Here is a 14824-nt window from a genome sequence, read left to right on the forward strand (position 1 = left end):
GCGGTGGCGCCGAAGTACGTGCCGACAACCGTCCAGGACGACGGCGGGCCAAGGACGTCACTCGCCCGAAATCTCTGCTCGAATCCCGCTGACCCGATCACTGCTTCCCTGGAGGGTGGCACGGGCGAAGGTGGCGGCTTCGGTGCGCATGGTTCGCCAGCGGTCGCGTCTGTCAACCCTACGCGTGGAGTCGCTCGAGGCGGACACAGCATTGGCCGGGCTCAGGGTCGAGACGCGCGTGCAGCTCGCTCGCGTCGAGGCCTGTCAGGAGTCCCTCGAGCAGGCAGAGGTTCATCTCGCAGACCAGACTGGTGTGCTGCTGCGCCAAGGTATGAAAGGGGCAGTTGCCGAGCACGATTGCTTTCTCCTGAGCCCTGGGCTCGAAGCCATTCTCCTCGAGGATCTCCATCACAGCGTCAGCGCCGGTTGCCTTGGTGCGGCCGGCAGTGGCGAGCTCGCTGCCCAGCTGGCGTGCGCGCCGATCGAGGACCGCTCGTGGCGGCTCACCGGTGGCCTCCGCGTCTTCGATGGCGGCGGCAAGGAGGCGCCCGGCGAGAGCGTAGCGACGCTCCGGCAGTGACACCTCGACCTCACGGTCCGAGCGGCAGTACAGCTTCGACGGTCGTCCCGCTCCAGGTCCGGACCGGCCGGTACGGCGCTCGTAGACAACCGCCAAGAGGCCCTCGTCAGCCAGGCGCTCGAGATGGAACGCGGCAGTCGCCCGCGCAAGACCAAGTGCGGCGGCAGCTTCGTCCCGCGTGACGGGCGCTGTCTGGCGTACCACGTGCTCGTACAACCGGCGTCGCGTCGGCTCGTCCAACGCGGCCACCGCGGCGATCTGCGCTGCCCGAGTGTCGTCCACGGATCACATTCTAAAGCCAAGTGTCATTGACTAAAATCCCATCGAGGTTCTAAAGTCAACTTAGATCTACTTTAGAAGGAGTTGGTGGCGATGACTACCGAGGTTCCGAACACCGGCACTAGCAGTCGCACGTTGTCCGATCCCGCCTATCAGGCCTTCTTGGCGTTGCGAACGGTCTTCACCGTGGCGCCGATCGTGTTCGGGCTCGACAAGTTCGCGAACCTGCTCACCGACTGGCCCGGCTATCTGGCCTCGTGGATCAACGACATCGTTCCGGGCTCGGGGCAGGACGCGATGTACGCCGTCGGCGTCATCGAGATCGTGGCCGGTATCGCTGTCGCCCTGGTGCCGCGGTACGGCGGCCTGCTCGTCGCGGCCTGGCTCGCAGGCATCATCGTCAACCTGCTCACCATCCCAGGCTTCTACGACGTCGCACTCCGCGACTTCGGCCTCCTGGTCGCCGCGCTGGCGCTGTCACGTCTCGCCATGAAGTACCCTCCCGGCCGGCACGGCTCCTGATCGCCGTCATGAACCGGCCGCCCGGCGCGGCGCGGCTTTCCGAGATCGCCGGGCATGCTCGGGAAGGAAGCTCCGTCAGGACGCGGCCGGACGACGATCACGGGGCACGGAGCGTGCGCGGCTACAGTTGCACTCACCGATCCGACGAGCAGGCCGCGATAGCCACCGAGACCACGGCTGCCGACTACGACAAGGGCAGCCTCACGCGCCTCCCTCAGCAGCGTTGGCGCCGCGCCGGCGACGAACAACGCGCCGGTGACACTGATGCCGGGGGCAAGGTGTCTCGCCAAGTTCTCCGCTTCGCTGACGATCCACTCGGCCGCCGCATGGAAGCCGATGTTCAGAGGGCCTGCGGAGGCCGCATCCAGCTGATTGACGATCGTCGGCCAGTTGAAGGCATGAACTATCCGCAACGAGCAGTGCCGGTACGACGCCTCGCCGGCGGCCCATGCGAGCGCCCCTCGAGTTGACACCGAACCGTCGACGCCGACCACGACCGGTCGCCCGGGATTCCTTGCCACGATCTCTCTCGCCGTCCGGGCGTTTCGGCTTCCGAAACGTTTGACTGGTTGGGAGGATGCCAGCGGTTCGGCTCTCTCGGGGGAGAGAGGTCTTGATGAGCGAGAGCAACTCCGGCAACGCGGGCGGGGACGCGTTGAGCGTGTTCTTCCTGGTGTTCTTGGCGCTGCTGGTCGTGGCCACGGTCGCCATCGCCGTGTGGGGCATCCGGTCCGGTCCTGAGGGTCCCGCGACGCCGCCCACCGCGACACCGGGCATCGATCGTCCTGTTCCGCTCGGCTAAGCGGGTCCGCGCACCCCCGTCGCCGGCCTTGACCGCTGGCCCGGCCGACTGTGAGCGTGAACTGGCGCCAGCCGACGAAGTGATCGCCGCGGCCAGGCGCGAGTGAGGCCGCACCGACGCTGGAGTCAGACCAGGTCAGGTTGGCGCGCGCTCCACCCTGGCCGAGACCGTGTGTCGTGCTCGGACCCCACGGCGAGCTCACGGTGTGCCAAGGGCAGCTGGGAAACCTACCGGGCAATCCTTCTGATCGGCGATGCGAACGCGGACGATGCGTTGGGTCGTGGCATCGGAGGCGAGGTCAGGTTTACCAGCTCGTCGAACCTCTGCGGCCGAGGCGTCGGCGCCGGTGGTGAAGACCCAGCCGGTCGTGGTGTCCAATGCGCCGCCGTTCCAGGCGATAACTCTCCTCGGCCTGACATACCAGTACGGCGACCCGCGGTCGACGTCGTACTTGGCCTGGAAGGCGGTGTCGAGGTCAGCCATTCGTCGTCGGATCGTCCAGACCCACCTTGACAACGGGGACCTTGTCGAAGCGATCACGCATTACCCAAGCCTGCACTAGGCCTTTGGCCGCTTGCACAGACGAGCGTCTGGGGCAGGTGTACGGCGGCATTGAGCTCACGGCCTGCCTGAAGCGGTGTGCCGGCCAGCGCGCGGATCACCAGGAGGGCCGAGGATGCAATCGGTCAGCAGAGCGGCCTCGGCGCTGCTGGAGCTGCATCCGTGATCCGGCTGCACGGCGGCCATGACTGCCTCGGCGTGTTCGATGGCATGGTGCCGCAGTTCGCCGCACAACGTGGCGCCGGCCGGACCCCGAATTGACTCGCGGACCAAGAGCTTCAGTAGTGCGCGGCCTGGCATTCCGCAGCCGGACTCGTCGAACGCGCACAGGTCGTCGGCCAGCGATGCGGTCTCGAGCCACGGCAACTCGACGTGGAGCAGTTGTGCAAGGGTCGTCATCGACGCGGGCCCCCAGGACCGCTGTCCGGTTGCTCGCCCCGACGGTGTCGAGAGCGTGCATCTCGCCAGTCGCACGCGAATCGACTTCCAGGCCGACGAGACCTTCCAGATCGACGGCGTGCGAGCCGAACGTCAGCGGGCACGCAGGACGGTCGACTCGCTCGACCGCGTCACGGTCTGTTCAGGCACGGTGTTCATTCCGTCTCTCAACGTATCGTTCCGAGCGAAGTCCACTACGCCCTCGGGTGAAGTCAAGCGCATCCTCGAGCCGATCACGATCGTTCCAGACAAGGTCGGCGTGCGGAGGGCCCTGTACAGCGAATCGAACCCTGCCTCCCGTCCCGGCGTGCAATACGCGGGCAGGCTCGCCGCACTGGACCTGAAACCCAATATCCAAACCAGGAACTCCCCAGGCCACCTACCCGGCGACACCCTGGTCGTCTCACCATCGGCAGGCACGCTGCTGACGCCTGGAGCAACGGTGACAGTCACTGTCGTCGCCCAACCTTGACTCTCAAGCAGCATGCAGCTCGCTGGACGTGGTGCAGTCCCATATCGGCTCGTCGCGGATCCCGCTGTCGATGTTGTCCCGCCAGGTTGTGCCACATCGGAGCGGTGCGAGCTGCCGCGTTGGTGGGGCAGAGCCGGTAGCTCTGTGCCTAGGCGACCTGTTCACTCGGTGTGGGTCAGATGTCCGCTGGATCGCTCGGGTGCGGCCAATCCTAACCATAGAACGAGAAAGCGCTCCATTTGCGCGAGTTGCGTCCACTGAGCAGAGTGGTGTACGGCGAGATCCCGGTGGCGCGTCGCGTGGAACGTGAACGCGGTCATCGGGTGGTCCTTCGAGTGATCTCTCACAACTGACTCGAAGAAGGAAACCGCGATGACCGCTGGCGCCGGGCGAATCCCGACGAGCTCGCAGTCCTCGCCGGGCGCAGGAAGCGAAAGTATGGCAGTGGCGTCAGTGCAGTGCCGTTTCCAGGCTCACGCGTACGTAGTCGTCGGGGTGCGTCAGGTGCGGCACGTGCCCGGCGCCGACGTAGAGGTGTCGTTTCGCGTGTGGCAGCGCCTGTGCGATCCGATCGAGGATGGGGGCGAACATCGGCGGGCTCTGGTCGCCTTGGGTAAGCAGGGCGGGCTCGGAGTACGTGGCCAGCGCGGCGAGGTCGAGGTCGTCGCAGTCGGGATCTCGTAGCTCGTCGAGGTAGGTCGGGGCGTTCCGGATGAACGTCTGGCGCAGCGGTTCCGGGAGTTGCGCCCACTGCCCCGGGCCCAGTGCGATCGTCTCGACGAACAGTTCTGCGGCGGCGGCGTTCTCCTCGGCTTCGAGCAGGTCCCGTACCGGTGCGTCCGCTCGCGCGAGCGCCTCCGCGACCGGCGCGAAGGCTGGGTCGTCGGACAGCAGCCGCACCGCTGGCGGTTCGTGCACGGCGATGCCGCGAAGCAGGTCGGCGCGGGCGGCGGCTAGTCGCAGCGTGATGAGGGCGCCGAAGGAGTTGCCGCAGACGAAGGCCGGCGCCAGGTCGAGCGCCTCGATCAGCGCGGCGAGATCCGCGACGTCCTCGTGCACCGAGTCCGGCGTGAGCGGCCGCTCGCTGCGGCTGTGACCCCGCCGATCGTAGGAGACTACCGCACAGTGCTCGGCGAGCCGCGAGACGACCTGTGCCCAGTTGTCCGCATCACCCCAGGAACCGTGCACCAGGACCAAACTGGGTCCGGAGCCCTCGGCCGCGTAGTAGAGGTCCACCCCGTTCACCGTTGCTGTCGCCATCTTCCGCTCCTGTCGAATCACAGCCGCCTCTGATCTCTCCGGCGCTCCCACATTCGCCGGGAGTCCAGGCACGGCGCATCGGTAGGTCTACCCATCTCTCCCGGGCGGCGCATCGGGGTGTCACGCGGCTTGAGTTTCATCTCCTGATTCGTCGGGTCGCTCGACGAGCTTGCCGTTCTCGAACACCGCGCCGGCGCGGACCAGCGCCACGAGGTGGGGTGCGTTCACCGCGCGCCAGCGGTGCTGGGCCGACTCGATGAGCTTGAACGCCATGGCCACCCCGGCTCAGAGATAGGGGGTGGCCGCCGCTGACCGATCACTCCCAGAGGCCAATGATTCAGATCGGTGCGCGCATAAGGGGCGTCGGCCAACTCGCCCGGCCCGCCTGCCTAACGTTGAGCAGGGGCGCATTCAACGCCGCGAGCGGGCCGCCGACTGGTGATCCTGGAGCTGGTCGAGTGGGTCACTGCGGTTGCTGAGGGCAACGTCGTCACCCTGCCGCTGACTTCGCACGCGCGGATCGCGGCAGATGTGCGCAGCTGATCAACGGTCCTGGCGGAGTTTGCAACGTTGCCGGGTACGCGGTGCTCAGTTTCCGCTGCGCCGACCGTCATACCGGTGTGAGGTCCGGCGGCCGATGCCGCCACACGGGATCAGTGACAGGGAGCGCGCACATGACAGCAGGCAGTTCAGGCAGTGCGGAGGATCAGGTACCCGGGGCGCACGCGCTCGGGGGAGGCCGACCGTGCGGCGTCACCGCGGTCCGGTACCGCAGACTGGCCTCGGCCTTCACCACGAGGCTGGAAGGCGTCGACGCCGACAGGTGGGACGGCCCGACGCCATGTACCGACTGGTCGGTGCGTGACCTCGTGGGGCATGTGGTGGCGATGCACGAGGTCCATCTGTTCCAGGTGAACCGCCGGCCGCTTGCCCGCCCGGGCGTCGACCAGGATCCGCTCGGCGCCTTCGCGGTGATCCGCGATCAGGTGCAGGCGGATCTCGACGATCAGGGACGGGCATTGGAGATGTATACCGGCCGGTTCGGCCGGTGGGCCTTCGCCGAGGGCATCGATCGGGCGATATGCACGGAACTGGTGATTCATGGATGGGACCTGGCCCGCGCCATGGGCCAGGACGACCGGATCGACCAGATGGAGATCCAGCAGGTCTGGGCCTCGCTCATGCTTGTCGGGCACGATGTCGTGCGGGGCATGGTGGCAGGCCCCGAGGTGGAGATCGGCCCGGATGCCGACGAGCAGGCACGACTGCTGGCGTACCTCGGGCGTCGGCAATGACGGCGTTCGATGCGTCGGACGCAGTGCCGACCGTGCCGGATCGCCCGCGCAGGGCCACCGTCCGGGAGTGGCTCGGCCTGGCCGTGCTGTGTTTGCCGACCATGCTCGCGGCAGTCGACGTCAACATCACGTTCCTGGCGTTGCCGCACCTGAGCGCGGACCTCGGCGCGAGCGGTACCGAGCAGCTGTGGATCTCCGACATCTACGGCTTCCTCATCGCCGGCTTCATGATCACGGCGGGCAACCTCGGTGACAGGATCGGGCGGCGTACGGTGTTGCTCGGCGGTGCGGCCCTGTTCCTCGTCGCGTCGATCGTGGCGGCGTACGCTGTGTCGCCGGGCATGCTGGTGGGCGCACGAGCGGTGCTCGGTGTCGCGGGCGCCACCCTGGTCCCGTCCGTCCTGGCACTGCTGCGCGAGATGTTCAAGGACCCGAAGCAGATGGGTGCGGCCATGGGCGCGTGGGGCACCTCGCTGATGGCCGGCATGGTGCTCGGCCCCGTGATCGGCGGCTTGCTGCTCAGGTCGTTCTGGTGGGGATCGATCTTCCTTATGGCGGTGCCGGTGATGGCGCTGTTGCTGCTGACGGCGCCGTTTCTGGTGCCGGACTCCCGCGACCCGGCCGCGAAGCGGCTGGATCTCGTCAGCGTGGTGCTGTCGGTGGCGGCGGTGCTGCCGTTGATCTTCGGGCTGAAGACCATGGCGCGCGGCGGTTGGGAGGTGGCGCCGGTGGTGGCGTTGGTCGCCGGTCTCCTGCTCGGGGTGGCGTTTATCCGGCGGCAGCGTCGCATCACCAACCCGCTGCTTGACCTCGGCCTGTTCGGCAACCGGGCACTGTCCGCCACCCTGGTGCTGGCGCTGCTCATCGCGTTCGTGATGGGCGGGGTCGGCCTGATGGGAACCCTGTACCTGCAGCTGGTCGCCGGCCTCTCGCCATTCGAGACCGGGTTGTGGCTCCTTTTGCCGTCGGTGGTGATGATCATCGTCGGGAACGCGGCGCCCGCACTCGCGCGCAATGTACGCCCTGCGTACGTTCTCATGACCGGGTCGATCATCGCCGCGGTGGGCATGGTCGTCCTGACCCAGGTACCCAGCGTTTCCGGCTTGGCGGTGCTGCTCACCGGGATCACGGTCGTGTACGTAGGTGGCGCGTCGGTCGGCCCGATGGCGCCGTTCCTGGTGATGTTGTCAGCGCCACCACAGAAGGCAGGTGCCGCCGGTTCGCTGGCATCGACCGCAGGCGAACTGGGTGTCGCGCTCGGCGTGGCGATCCTCGGCATCATCGGCAGCACTACCTACCGGGGCCAGGTCGACGTTCCCGACGGCATGCCGCCAGACGCAACGGCCGTGGCCAAGGACAGCATCGCCGGTGCGGTTGCGGCCGCGCCGGGGCTGCCGGCCGATGCCAGCGGCGTGTTGCTGACCTCAGCGCGTGCGGCGTTCACCGATGGATTGCATATCATTGCGATCGTGTCGGTCGTCATTTTCGTGGCGCTCGCGGTGGTCGCGCGGATCGGCCTCGGGCACCTGCCGACCCTCGGCGACATGCCGATGCCCGGTATGCCGGCGGAACGCGGACGGCCTGAGGTGGGCGGCCGGTGAACGCGTCGCAGGTGCTCGACGAGCACACATTCAGCGGCCTGGTGCAGGCGCACCGGCACGAGTTGCGGGTGCACTGCTACCGGATGGTCGGGTCCTTCTCCGACTCTGAGGACCTGGTACAGGAGGCCCTGCTGCGGGCCTGGCGTAGGCGGGACACCTTTCAAGGGCGGTCGACCGCGCGCGCCTGGCTGTACCGCATCGCCACTAACGCGTGCCTCGACTTCCTCGACCACGCCCAGCGCCGGCCGCTCCCCGTGGACGTGGCCGGCGCGCCTGCGGGCGGCTCCGCGACCCGGTCACCGGATCGGATCCCGTGGCTTGAGCCGTACCCGGACCTCCTGCTCGACCGGGCCGCGCCATCCGACGCCGGACCCGACGCCGCGGTCATCGAGAAGGAGACGGTCGAGCTGGCGTTCCTGATCGCCATCCAACATTTGCCACCGAAGCAACGGGCCGTGCTCATCGTGCGCGACGTCCTGGGCTGGCCGGCCGCGGACACCGCGGACGCACTCGGCCTCAGCGTCGCATCGGTGAACAGCGCGCTACCCCGAGCCCGCGCCACCCTGCGGGCCCACCTCCCACCACACCGGCTGGAGTGGGCGCCCGCCGCGGACCCGACGGAGGCCGAACGCACGCTCGTGCAGCGCTACCTGGCGCTGCTGGAGCGGGCCGACGCAGGCGCCATGGCGGAACTGCTCCACGAAGACATCCGCGTGACCATGCCGATGCCGCAGCCATGCGAATCGAGCACACGGGAGACGCTGTGGGTCGGGCGCGACGCGTTCGCCGCGGCGCTCGACGAGATCCTGAACCCGGCCGCACCCGGCTACCTCGGGCACTGGCGGCGGCAGCCGACCCGGGCCAACCGGCAACCAGCTGTCGCCCACTACCTCCGCAGACCGGGCGAGACGCTGTACCGGGCACAGGTGCTGGAGGTGCTGTGGGTGACCGACGACCGGATCGCGGAGATCACGTCCTTCGCCCCCAACCTGTTCCCCGCCTTCAACCTTCCCGTCACCTGCTGAACCCCGCTTGCATCGCGGCGTGGCCATACCTGCGCCGGGATGTCCGAACAGGGCACCCTGCACTGACGGCGCGAGCGGCGCCATGGTTCGGGCCGGTAGGGCCAGGCCTTGATCAGGTGCGCGCTCAGCGGCGTGAGCGCGCACTGCGATCACGTGTCCCGGACTGCGGCGACGTCGCGGGCGTACGCAGCGCCAGAGTCAACGGCGTGCCGCTCGATGGTCGCCGGGGAGTAGCCGAGCGCTTCGGCGAGGATGGCGACCGGTGCGAGCCTGGCCAGCTCGTGGATCGTTCCGAGCCGCGCGGCACGTGTGCCAAGTACACCGCGGAGTCGCGTCCGGAGGTGTCGGGGGGCCTCGGCGTTCGTCGCTGCGAGGTTCTCCTGATCGTTGTATGAGGCAACCTTGCGCGAAATGTCCAACCCCGCCCTGCGCTGATGCAGCTCTTCGCCAGATCGGCCGATGCCGCATCCTTTGATCACGTCGAGTCCGCAGAGCCGGCCGGGCGATTTGGTGCTGTGGATTTGGGGATGTGTGCCGTGGAACCATGCACGGCATGCGCACTTACCTGCTGACCATGTCCAAGCGGTCGGCCGGGGTGGGAACCGGACTGGTTTTCGGGGTTTGTGTCGCGTTCATTGCCGCGTCCTACGCCGGGTCGATCTCCTGGCCGGCCATGGCGATATCGGGCGCTGTGGGTGGCGGGTTGTTTGGTGCGATGACGGCGCTGATGGTGCATAGGGGGCGGCGTGGCATGCAGGCTGCAGCCGGGGATCTGCCGGCGGCTCACCTTCCGGATGCATACCGGGCGGCGGTCGGTGGTCCGATTCCAGCAGACCCGCTCGTGCGCGCGGCCGCTGCCCGTGTCGCCCAACATCTCATCCAAGCGGTGCGTGAGAGCTGGATAGTCACATTGGCGATGATGATCCTGATGGCGGTCATGGCGGCGTTCAATGTGCTCTTCGGCAACTACCTGTTTGCGGCACTGGCGACAGGAACGATGCTGGCGCACGCGAGCGAGCTTCACCAACTCAAGCGGCTTCCCCGACGCGTCGAACGATTGGCGGCCTGACCTCGACGGACTGGGCGGATCGGCGTCCGGGATCACGTACGGACGAGCGCGACTATGGATGACGCTGTCGGCGGAGGACGGGATGAGGTGGCTGCATAGCAGCTCGTGGAGACGTCCCGCGGCGTCCAGGAGCACGGTTGCGAGACGGTGGGATGCCCTGAGTTTTGGTGGCGACGGTAGGGCTGGGATCGCGCAAGCGGCGAGTAAGTGGCGAGTTGCAACCGGCACCTTCATGCCTGGGTAGGCATAAGGGCTGGTGAGAGAGCCGGTGAGGGGACTCGAACCCCTAACCACCGCTTTACAAGAGCGGTGCGCTGCCAGTTGCGCCACACCGGCTGGGTGTAACGTGCTGGACCATCTTAGAGGATGGTGGGTGGTGGGGTTTCGGCGGTTGTGGGTGGCTCGGGCGGTTTCGTTCTTGGGGGACTCGCTGGGGCTGGTGGGGTTGCTGTTGTACGTCGAGGGGGCGACGGGGGCTGGGCTGGCGGTGGCGTTGCTGCTGTTGGCGGGGGACTTCACGCCGGGGTTGTTCGGGGCGTTTGCGGGGGCGATTGGGGATCGGTTTGACCTGCGCAGGGTGATGGTCACGTGTGACGTGCTGCAGGGGGCGTTGGTGGTGGCGATGGCGGTTACGTTGCCGCCGCTGCCTGTGCTGTTGGCGCTGGTCGCCGTGCGGAGTTTGGTGGCGCAGGTGTTTCAGGCGAGTTCGCGGAGTGCGGTGCCGGCGCTGGTGCGGGATGAGGAGTTGGAGCGGGCGAACTCGTGGCTGGGGGCCTGGACGAACGGGCTGGAGGCGATCGGGCCGTTGGTGGCTGCGGGGTTGTTCCTGGTGACCGACGTGCGCGGGATTCTGTTGATTGATGCGGCGACGTTCTTCGTGTCTGCGGTGCTGCTGAGCGGGTTGCCGAAGCTGCCGCCGAGGGGGCCTCGACAGCACTCTTTGGTGAAGGATGCCAAGGACGGGCTCGGGTATATCTGGCGTACGAAGGCCGTCCGGGTGATCGGGCTCGGGTTCTTCGCCGTGGTTGCGTTCAGCGGGGTGGACGACGTTGCCATGGTGTTCCTCGGCAAGGATGAGTTGCGCGGGAGTGACTCCGCCGTGGCGACGCTGTACGCCGGCGTGGGTATTGGGCTCGTCGTCGGGTACGCCGTACTGACTCGGTACGCGAGCCGCTTCCGCATGCCCGTGCTCATGCTGGTCGGGTTCGCGGTGAGCAGTGCGGGCAACCTGTTCACTGGGCTCGCCTGGGCGGTGTGGGCTGCGCTCGCGCTTCAGGTGGTTCGCGGGCTCGGCATCGCGGCGGTTGACGTTGGCATCAATACCCACCTTCAGCGGATCGTGCCGGCGCATATGCGTAGTCGCGTGTTCGGAAATCTGTACGGCGCCATCGGGCTGGCGGCCGGCGTGTCGTACGTCGGTGGCGGCCTTCTGCTGGAGCACACCGACGCGCGCGTGACGTTTGTTGCTGCGGGCATTGGTGGGCTGGTGGCTACGGCTGCGACGGCGGTTGGAGTTCGGCGATCGGCCGTTTGAGGGATCGGGCGCCTGGTACGGCGATCAAGGCGATGAGCGCCATCACGAGGAAGGCTGCGGTTGGGTGGTCGACGAGGAGGCCGACCGTGACGGCGACCAGGAGGCCGCCGAGGTTGCCGGCCATCCAGATCAGGCCGGCTGCGGTGCCTTCGGCCTCTCCGGTACGGCGTTCTACGAGTTCGAGGACGATGGGGAGGGCGGGGAGTAGGAGCAGGCCGATCAGGGTGATGGCGATGAAGCCGGTCAGGACGCCGGGGGCGATGGCGAGGGCGACGCAGGCGAGGGCGGTGAAGGTCAGGCTGAGGGCGAGGTGGGTCGATTCGGCTCGGTGGCGGGCGATGATGACGGGGATGATCGCGCTGCCCAGGACGCCGGCGATCACGTTGGTCAGGAGGATGGCGCTTGCTGCGGTGCTGGTCACGCCGGCTGGTTCCAGGAGGGCCTGGGTGAAGGTGCTCAGGGCAACGAAGACGCCGAACGGGAAGATGGCGAGGACGGACAGGCGGCGGATCAGGGGGTCGGCCCACGCGATCCGCAGAGGACTGCGCTCGCCGGGAACGCGCTCGCCGGGGCGCTGTCCGTCGGGGCCGGGAGCGGAAGCTGCGGCGGAGCCGGAAGCGGCGGCGGGAGTGGAAGCGCTGGCGGGAGCGGAAGCGGCGGCGGACGCGTCGGCGGGAGCGGAAGCGTCTGCGCGAACGGAAGCGCTGGCGGGGGTGGAAGCGGCGGCGGGAGTGGCAGCGGCGGCGGGAGTGGAAGAGGCGGCGGGGGCGAAGGTGCCGGGGGTGCGGAGGGCGGTGGTCAGGATTGCTGCTGCGGCCAGGCAGAAGGCGGCGCTGACGACGAGCATGGGGTGTAGGGACGGGCCGAAGGTGGCGGTGAGGAGGAAGGCGAGGATCATGCCGGCGAAGATGCTGGCGGTGCCTACCGCGATGCCTTTCGGGCGGTCGTCCGGGGCGAGGTAGTGGCCGGTGATGCCGGTGACTGCGTTCAGGACGAGTGGTTGGGCGATCGCGGCAACGATCTGCCCGGCGAGCAGCCAGCCGTAGTCGTCGCCGATCAGCCGGACAGCGGCGCCGGCACAGGTCAGCCACGCGCCGACGACCAGGCCGGGCCGGAACCAGCGGTCCAGGGCCAGGCCGCAGGGGATCGCGAGTACGACGTACAGCAGTGGGAACACCTGGGCGAGCCAGCCGATCGCGCTCTCGGACACGCCGTAGTGCGCGGCGGCGTCGGTGGTGACGCCGGCGAAGTTGAGCCAGACCAGTTGAGTGGCCGCGCCGACCAAGGAATAACCGACGATCGCCGCCCAGCGACTCCCGGTCACCACTCGCGCCATCCACGTCCTCCAGCCGAAGAGCCTCAGCGAACTGTAAACCCGTCACACGCCCGTTCACACGCTCCCGGCGTACAAAGAAGACATGACTGATTGGGAGGGGCCGCTCGGCGAGGCGTACGAGCGTGCGAAGGCATATCTGACAACGCTCCCGGAGCGACCGGTCGGGCCGCGGGCGACGGCCGCCGAGCTGCACCAGGCGCTCGCACACCCGCTGCCGCAGCATCCGACGGACCCGCAGGAGGTGATCGCGCACCTCGCCAAGGGGGTCGAGGAGGGTCTGTTGCCGAGCGGCAGCGGCCGGTTCTTCGGGTTCGTCTTCGGTGGCGCGACTCCCGCCGCACTCGCGGCTGACTGGCTCACCACGGTCTGGGACCAGAACGCGGGCCTGTACGCCGCCTCACCCGCGGCTGCCGTGGTCGAGGAGGTCGCGGCGAGCTGGCTGGTCGAGTTGTTCGGGCTGCCTGCACAAACCTCGGTGGGCTTCGTGACGGGCGCACAGATGGCCAACTTCACCGGGCTCGCGGCGGCGCGGCACGCCGTGCTGCGGCAAGCGGGCTGGGACGTGGAGCGGGACGGCCTGATCGGGGCGCCACCGATCCGGGTGCTGGCCGGCGCCGAGCGGCACGACACGGTCGACCGGGCACTGCGCTTCCTCGGCCTCGGCACGAGTTGCATCATGCCGATCGAGGTGGACGGTCAGGGCCGGATGCGGGCCGACGCGCTTACAGCAGCCCTGCGAGACATAGACGGTCCGACCATCGTCTGCGCGCAGGTAGGCAACGTGAACACCGGCGCGATCGACCCGATCGCCGAGATCTGTCAACGAGCGCACGAGGCCGGCGCCTGGGTGCACGTCGACGCCGCCTTCGGTCTGTGGGCAGCGGTCAGCCCCACGCTCAAACCGCTGCTCGCCGGCATCGACAAAGCCGACTCCTGGGCGACCGACGCGCACAAGTGGTTGAACGTTCCGTACGACTCGGGCCTCGTATTCTGTGCTCAGCCAAATGCTCACCGCGCCGCGATGTCCGTGCGGGCGTCGTACCTGATCCATGACGAGAACGGGGAGCGCGACTCGCTCGAGTTCAACCCGGAGTTCTCCCGGCGGGCGCGTGGGTTCGCCGTGTACGCCGCCATCCGGGCGCTGGGGCGGGACGGGATCGCCGAGATCGTCGACCGGTGTCACGCCATGGCGAACCGGTTCGCGGAGACTCTCAAAGCACACGGCGTCGCCGTACTGAACGATGTCGTGCTCAACCAGGTCCTGGTCCGCTTCGGCGACGACGACGAACTGACCCGCAAGGTCGTCAGCGCGGTCCAGCACGAAGGCACCTGCTGGATGTCCGGCACCACCTGGCACGGCAAGGCCGCAATGCGCATCTCGGTGAGCAACTGGACCACGGACGAAGACGACGTCGACAAGTCGGTCGCCGCGATCCTGCGCTGTCTAGCTCGCGAAGGACTCTAGTTGGGCGAGGGCCGCGTCGAGGGAGTCGCGGAGGGGACCCGAGCGACGGAGGGTTTGAGACAGGAGTACGCCGCCTTGCATCGCGGCGAGGAGGGTGTTCGCGAGGGATTCCGGGTCGGCGTCGGGGCGTAGCAGGCCCTGGTCACGCATGGTGTGCAGGTCGTGCCTGAACCGGTCGAGCCAGCGGTCGTACCCGTCCGCCAGGTGAGCGCGGGTCTCCGGGCTGGTCTCGGCGAGCTGGCCTGCGAGGGAACCGAGCTCGCAGCCACCCCGGAACTTCCGTGCCGTCTGCCGGGCCACCACCTGGTCGGCCCACCGGTGCCAGGCTTCGAGCGAGTCCAGCACCGGCTCGCGCTCCATCGCCGTGTCCGTCTGCCACGCGATCACGTCGTCGATCAGCGTCTGCTTGTCGTGGAAGTAGTGCGTGAGCTGCGAGCCGCTCACGCCCGCGGCCCGGCGGACGTCGTCGAGCCCGGTCCCGGCGACGCCGTGGCGCAGCACCAGGTCGGCCGCGGCGGCCAGGATCCGGTCGCGGGTCGCCCGGCCCTTGGCGGTCAGACGGTGCTCGTCCACGACATCGAGCCT

At 68.3% G+C, this 14824-nt stretch carries 17 protein-coding genes, 1 tRNA gene and 1 pseudogene; 9 read left to right on the forward strand and 10 right to left on the reverse strand.

Annotation, left to right across the window (positions count from 1 at the left end):
* Positions 1 to 178: 178 nt before the first annotated feature.
* Entirely contained in the window at positions 179 to 862 is a 684-nt protein-coding gene (locus ACIBL3_RS34010; protein WP_396357916.1) for a helix-turn-helix transcriptional regulator, read from the reverse strand.
* Between the two features lie 90 nt (positions 863 to 952).
* On the opposite strand from ACIBL3_RS34010, the gene ACIBL3_RS34015 reads away from it, so the two are divergent.
* Positions 953 to 1381: a hypothetical protein gene (locus tag ACIBL3_RS34015; RefSeq protein WP_396357917.1), complete on the forward strand. Its 429-nt coding sequence runs from the start codon at positions 953 to 955 to the stop codon at positions 1379 to 1381.
* Here the strand turns inward: ACIBL3_RS34015 and ACIBL3_RS34020 are convergent.
* Positions 1285 to 1902 (reverse strand): universal stress protein, encoded by a 618-nt coding sequence (locus ACIBL3_RS34020; protein WP_396357919.1) that lies wholly within the window; start codon positions 1900 to 1902, stop codon positions 1285 to 1287. The genes ACIBL3_RS34015 and ACIBL3_RS34020 overlap by 97 nt on opposite strands.
* Positions 1903 to 1997: 95 nt before the next feature.
* Here ACIBL3_RS34020 and ACIBL3_RS34025 point away from each other — a divergent pair, with 95 nt between their 5' ends.
* Positions 1998 to 2183 carry a hypothetical protein gene (locus ACIBL3_RS34025; RefSeq protein ID WP_396357920.1) on the forward strand — a complete coding sequence of 62 codons (186 nt, stop codon included), beginning with the start codon at positions 1998 to 2000 and terminating at the stop codon, positions 2181 to 2183.
* A 198-nt stretch (positions 2184 to 2381) separates the two neighbouring features.
* On the opposite strand, the gene ACIBL3_RS34030 is transcribed toward ACIBL3_RS34025, so the two are convergent.
* Positions 2382 to 2666: a hypothetical protein gene (locus ACIBL3_RS34030; protein ID WP_396357921.1), complete on the reverse strand. Its 285-nt coding sequence runs from the start codon at positions 2664 to 2666 to the stop codon at positions 2382 to 2384.
* A gap of 135 nt (positions 2667 to 2801) precedes the next feature.
* On the reverse strand, positions 2802 to 3143 hold the full coding sequence (locus tag ACIBL3_RS34035) for a hypothetical protein (RefSeq protein WP_396357922.1): 342 nt from the start codon (positions 3141 to 3143) through the stop codon (positions 2802 to 2804).
* Between the two features lie 55 nt (positions 3144 to 3198).
* Between ACIBL3_RS34035 and ACIBL3_RS34040 the strand changes: the two genes are divergently transcribed.
* Complete coding sequence (locus ACIBL3_RS34040) at positions 3199 to 3654, forward strand: PASTA domain-containing protein (RefSeq protein ID WP_396357923.1); 456 nt, start codon at positions 3199 to 3201, stop codon at positions 3652 to 3654.
* A gap of 450 nt (positions 3655 to 4104) precedes the next feature.
* On the opposite strand, the gene ACIBL3_RS34045 is transcribed toward ACIBL3_RS34040, so the two are convergent.
* Both ACIBL3_RS34045 and ACIBL3_RS34050 read right to left on the reverse strand, forming a co-directional pair.
* Complete coding sequence (locus ACIBL3_RS34045; RefSeq protein ID WP_396357924.1) at positions 4105 to 4914, reverse strand: alpha/beta fold hydrolase; 810 nt, start codon at positions 4912 to 4914, stop codon at positions 4105 to 4107.
* Between the two features lie 120 nt (positions 4915 to 5034).
* Positions 5035 to 5199 (reverse strand): annotated as a pseudogene (locus tag ACIBL3_RS34050) (IS256 family transposase); the annotation flags it as partial.
* 389 nt (positions 5200 to 5588) lie between these two features.
* On the opposite strand from ACIBL3_RS34050, the gene ACIBL3_RS34055 reads away from it, so the two are divergent.
* From ACIBL3_RS34055 to ACIBL3_RS34065, 3 genes are read left to right on the forward strand one after another with little or no spacing between them, the layout of a single operon-like run.
* Positions 5589 to 6209 (forward strand): TIGR03086 family metal-binding protein, encoded by a 621-nt coding sequence (locus ACIBL3_RS34055; protein WP_396358110.1) that lies wholly within the window; start codon positions 5589 to 5591, stop codon positions 6207 to 6209.
* Between the two features lie 23 nt (positions 6210 to 6232).
* On the forward strand, positions 6233 to 7810 hold the full coding sequence (locus ACIBL3_RS34060) for an MFS transporter (RefSeq protein WP_396357925.1): 1578 nt from the start codon (positions 6233 to 6235) through the stop codon (positions 7808 to 7810).
* Positions 7807 to 8835 (forward strand): RNA polymerase subunit sigma-70, encoded by a 1029-nt coding sequence (locus ACIBL3_RS34065; RefSeq protein WP_396357926.1) that lies wholly within the window; start codon positions 7807 to 7809, stop codon positions 8833 to 8835. Before ACIBL3_RS34060 ends, ACIBL3_RS34065 begins: the two co-directional genes overlap by 4 nt.
* A 149-nt stretch (positions 8836 to 8984) precedes the next feature.
* On the opposite strand, the gene ACIBL3_RS34070 is transcribed toward ACIBL3_RS34065, so the two are convergent.
* Entirely contained in the window at positions 8985 to 9254 is a 270-nt protein-coding gene (locus ACIBL3_RS34070; RefSeq protein ID WP_396357927.1) for a hypothetical protein, read from the reverse strand.
* 134 nt (positions 9255 to 9388) lie between these two features.
* Between ACIBL3_RS34070 and ACIBL3_RS34075 the strand changes: the two genes are divergently transcribed.
* Positions 9389 to 9904, forward strand: a complete 516-nt coding sequence (locus ACIBL3_RS34075; protein ID WP_396357928.1) for a hypothetical protein — start codon at positions 9389 to 9391, stop codon at positions 9902 to 9904.
* A 263-nt stretch (positions 9905 to 10167) separates the two neighbouring features.
* Here the strand turns inward: ACIBL3_RS34075 and ACIBL3_RS34080 are convergent.
* Positions 10168 to 10240: transfer RNA gene (locus tag ACIBL3_RS34080), tRNA-Thr, on the reverse strand.
* Positions 10241 to 10301: 61 nt separating this feature from the next.
* Between ACIBL3_RS34080 and ACIBL3_RS34085 the strand changes: the two genes are divergently transcribed.
* Complete coding sequence (locus ACIBL3_RS34085) at positions 10302 to 11438, forward strand: MFS transporter (RefSeq protein WP_396358111.1); 1137 nt, start codon at positions 10302 to 10304, stop codon at positions 11436 to 11438.
* On the opposite strand, the gene ACIBL3_RS34090 is transcribed toward ACIBL3_RS34085, so the two are convergent.
* Positions 11395 to 12774 (reverse strand): MFS transporter, encoded by a 1380-nt coding sequence (locus tag ACIBL3_RS34090; protein ID WP_396357929.1) that lies wholly within the window; start codon positions 12772 to 12774, stop codon positions 11395 to 11397. The two genes, ACIBL3_RS34085 and ACIBL3_RS34090, sit on opposite strands and share 44 nt — an antisense overlap.
* An 82-nt stretch (positions 12775 to 12856) precedes the next feature.
* Between ACIBL3_RS34090 and ACIBL3_RS34095 the strand changes: the two genes are divergently transcribed.
* A complete protein-coding gene (locus tag ACIBL3_RS34095; RefSeq protein WP_396357930.1) occupies positions 12857 to 14239 on the forward strand; it encodes a pyridoxal phosphate-dependent decarboxylase family protein in 1383 nt (460 codons plus the stop codon).
* Here ACIBL3_RS34095 and ACIBL3_RS34100 read toward each other — a convergent pair.
* Positions 14219 to 14812 carry a TetR/AcrR family transcriptional regulator gene (locus ACIBL3_RS34100; protein WP_396357932.1) on the reverse strand — a complete coding sequence of 198 codons (594 nt, stop codon included), beginning with the start codon at positions 14810 to 14812 and terminating at the stop codon, positions 14219 to 14221. The genes ACIBL3_RS34095 and ACIBL3_RS34100 overlap by 21 nt on opposite strands.
* Between the last annotated feature and the right edge of the window lie 12 nt (positions 14813 to 14824).

This window comes from Kribbella sp. NPDC050124 (assembly GCF_044460355.1).
GTDB lineage: Bacteria > Actinomycetota > Actinomycetes > Propionibacteriales > Kribbellaceae > Kribbella.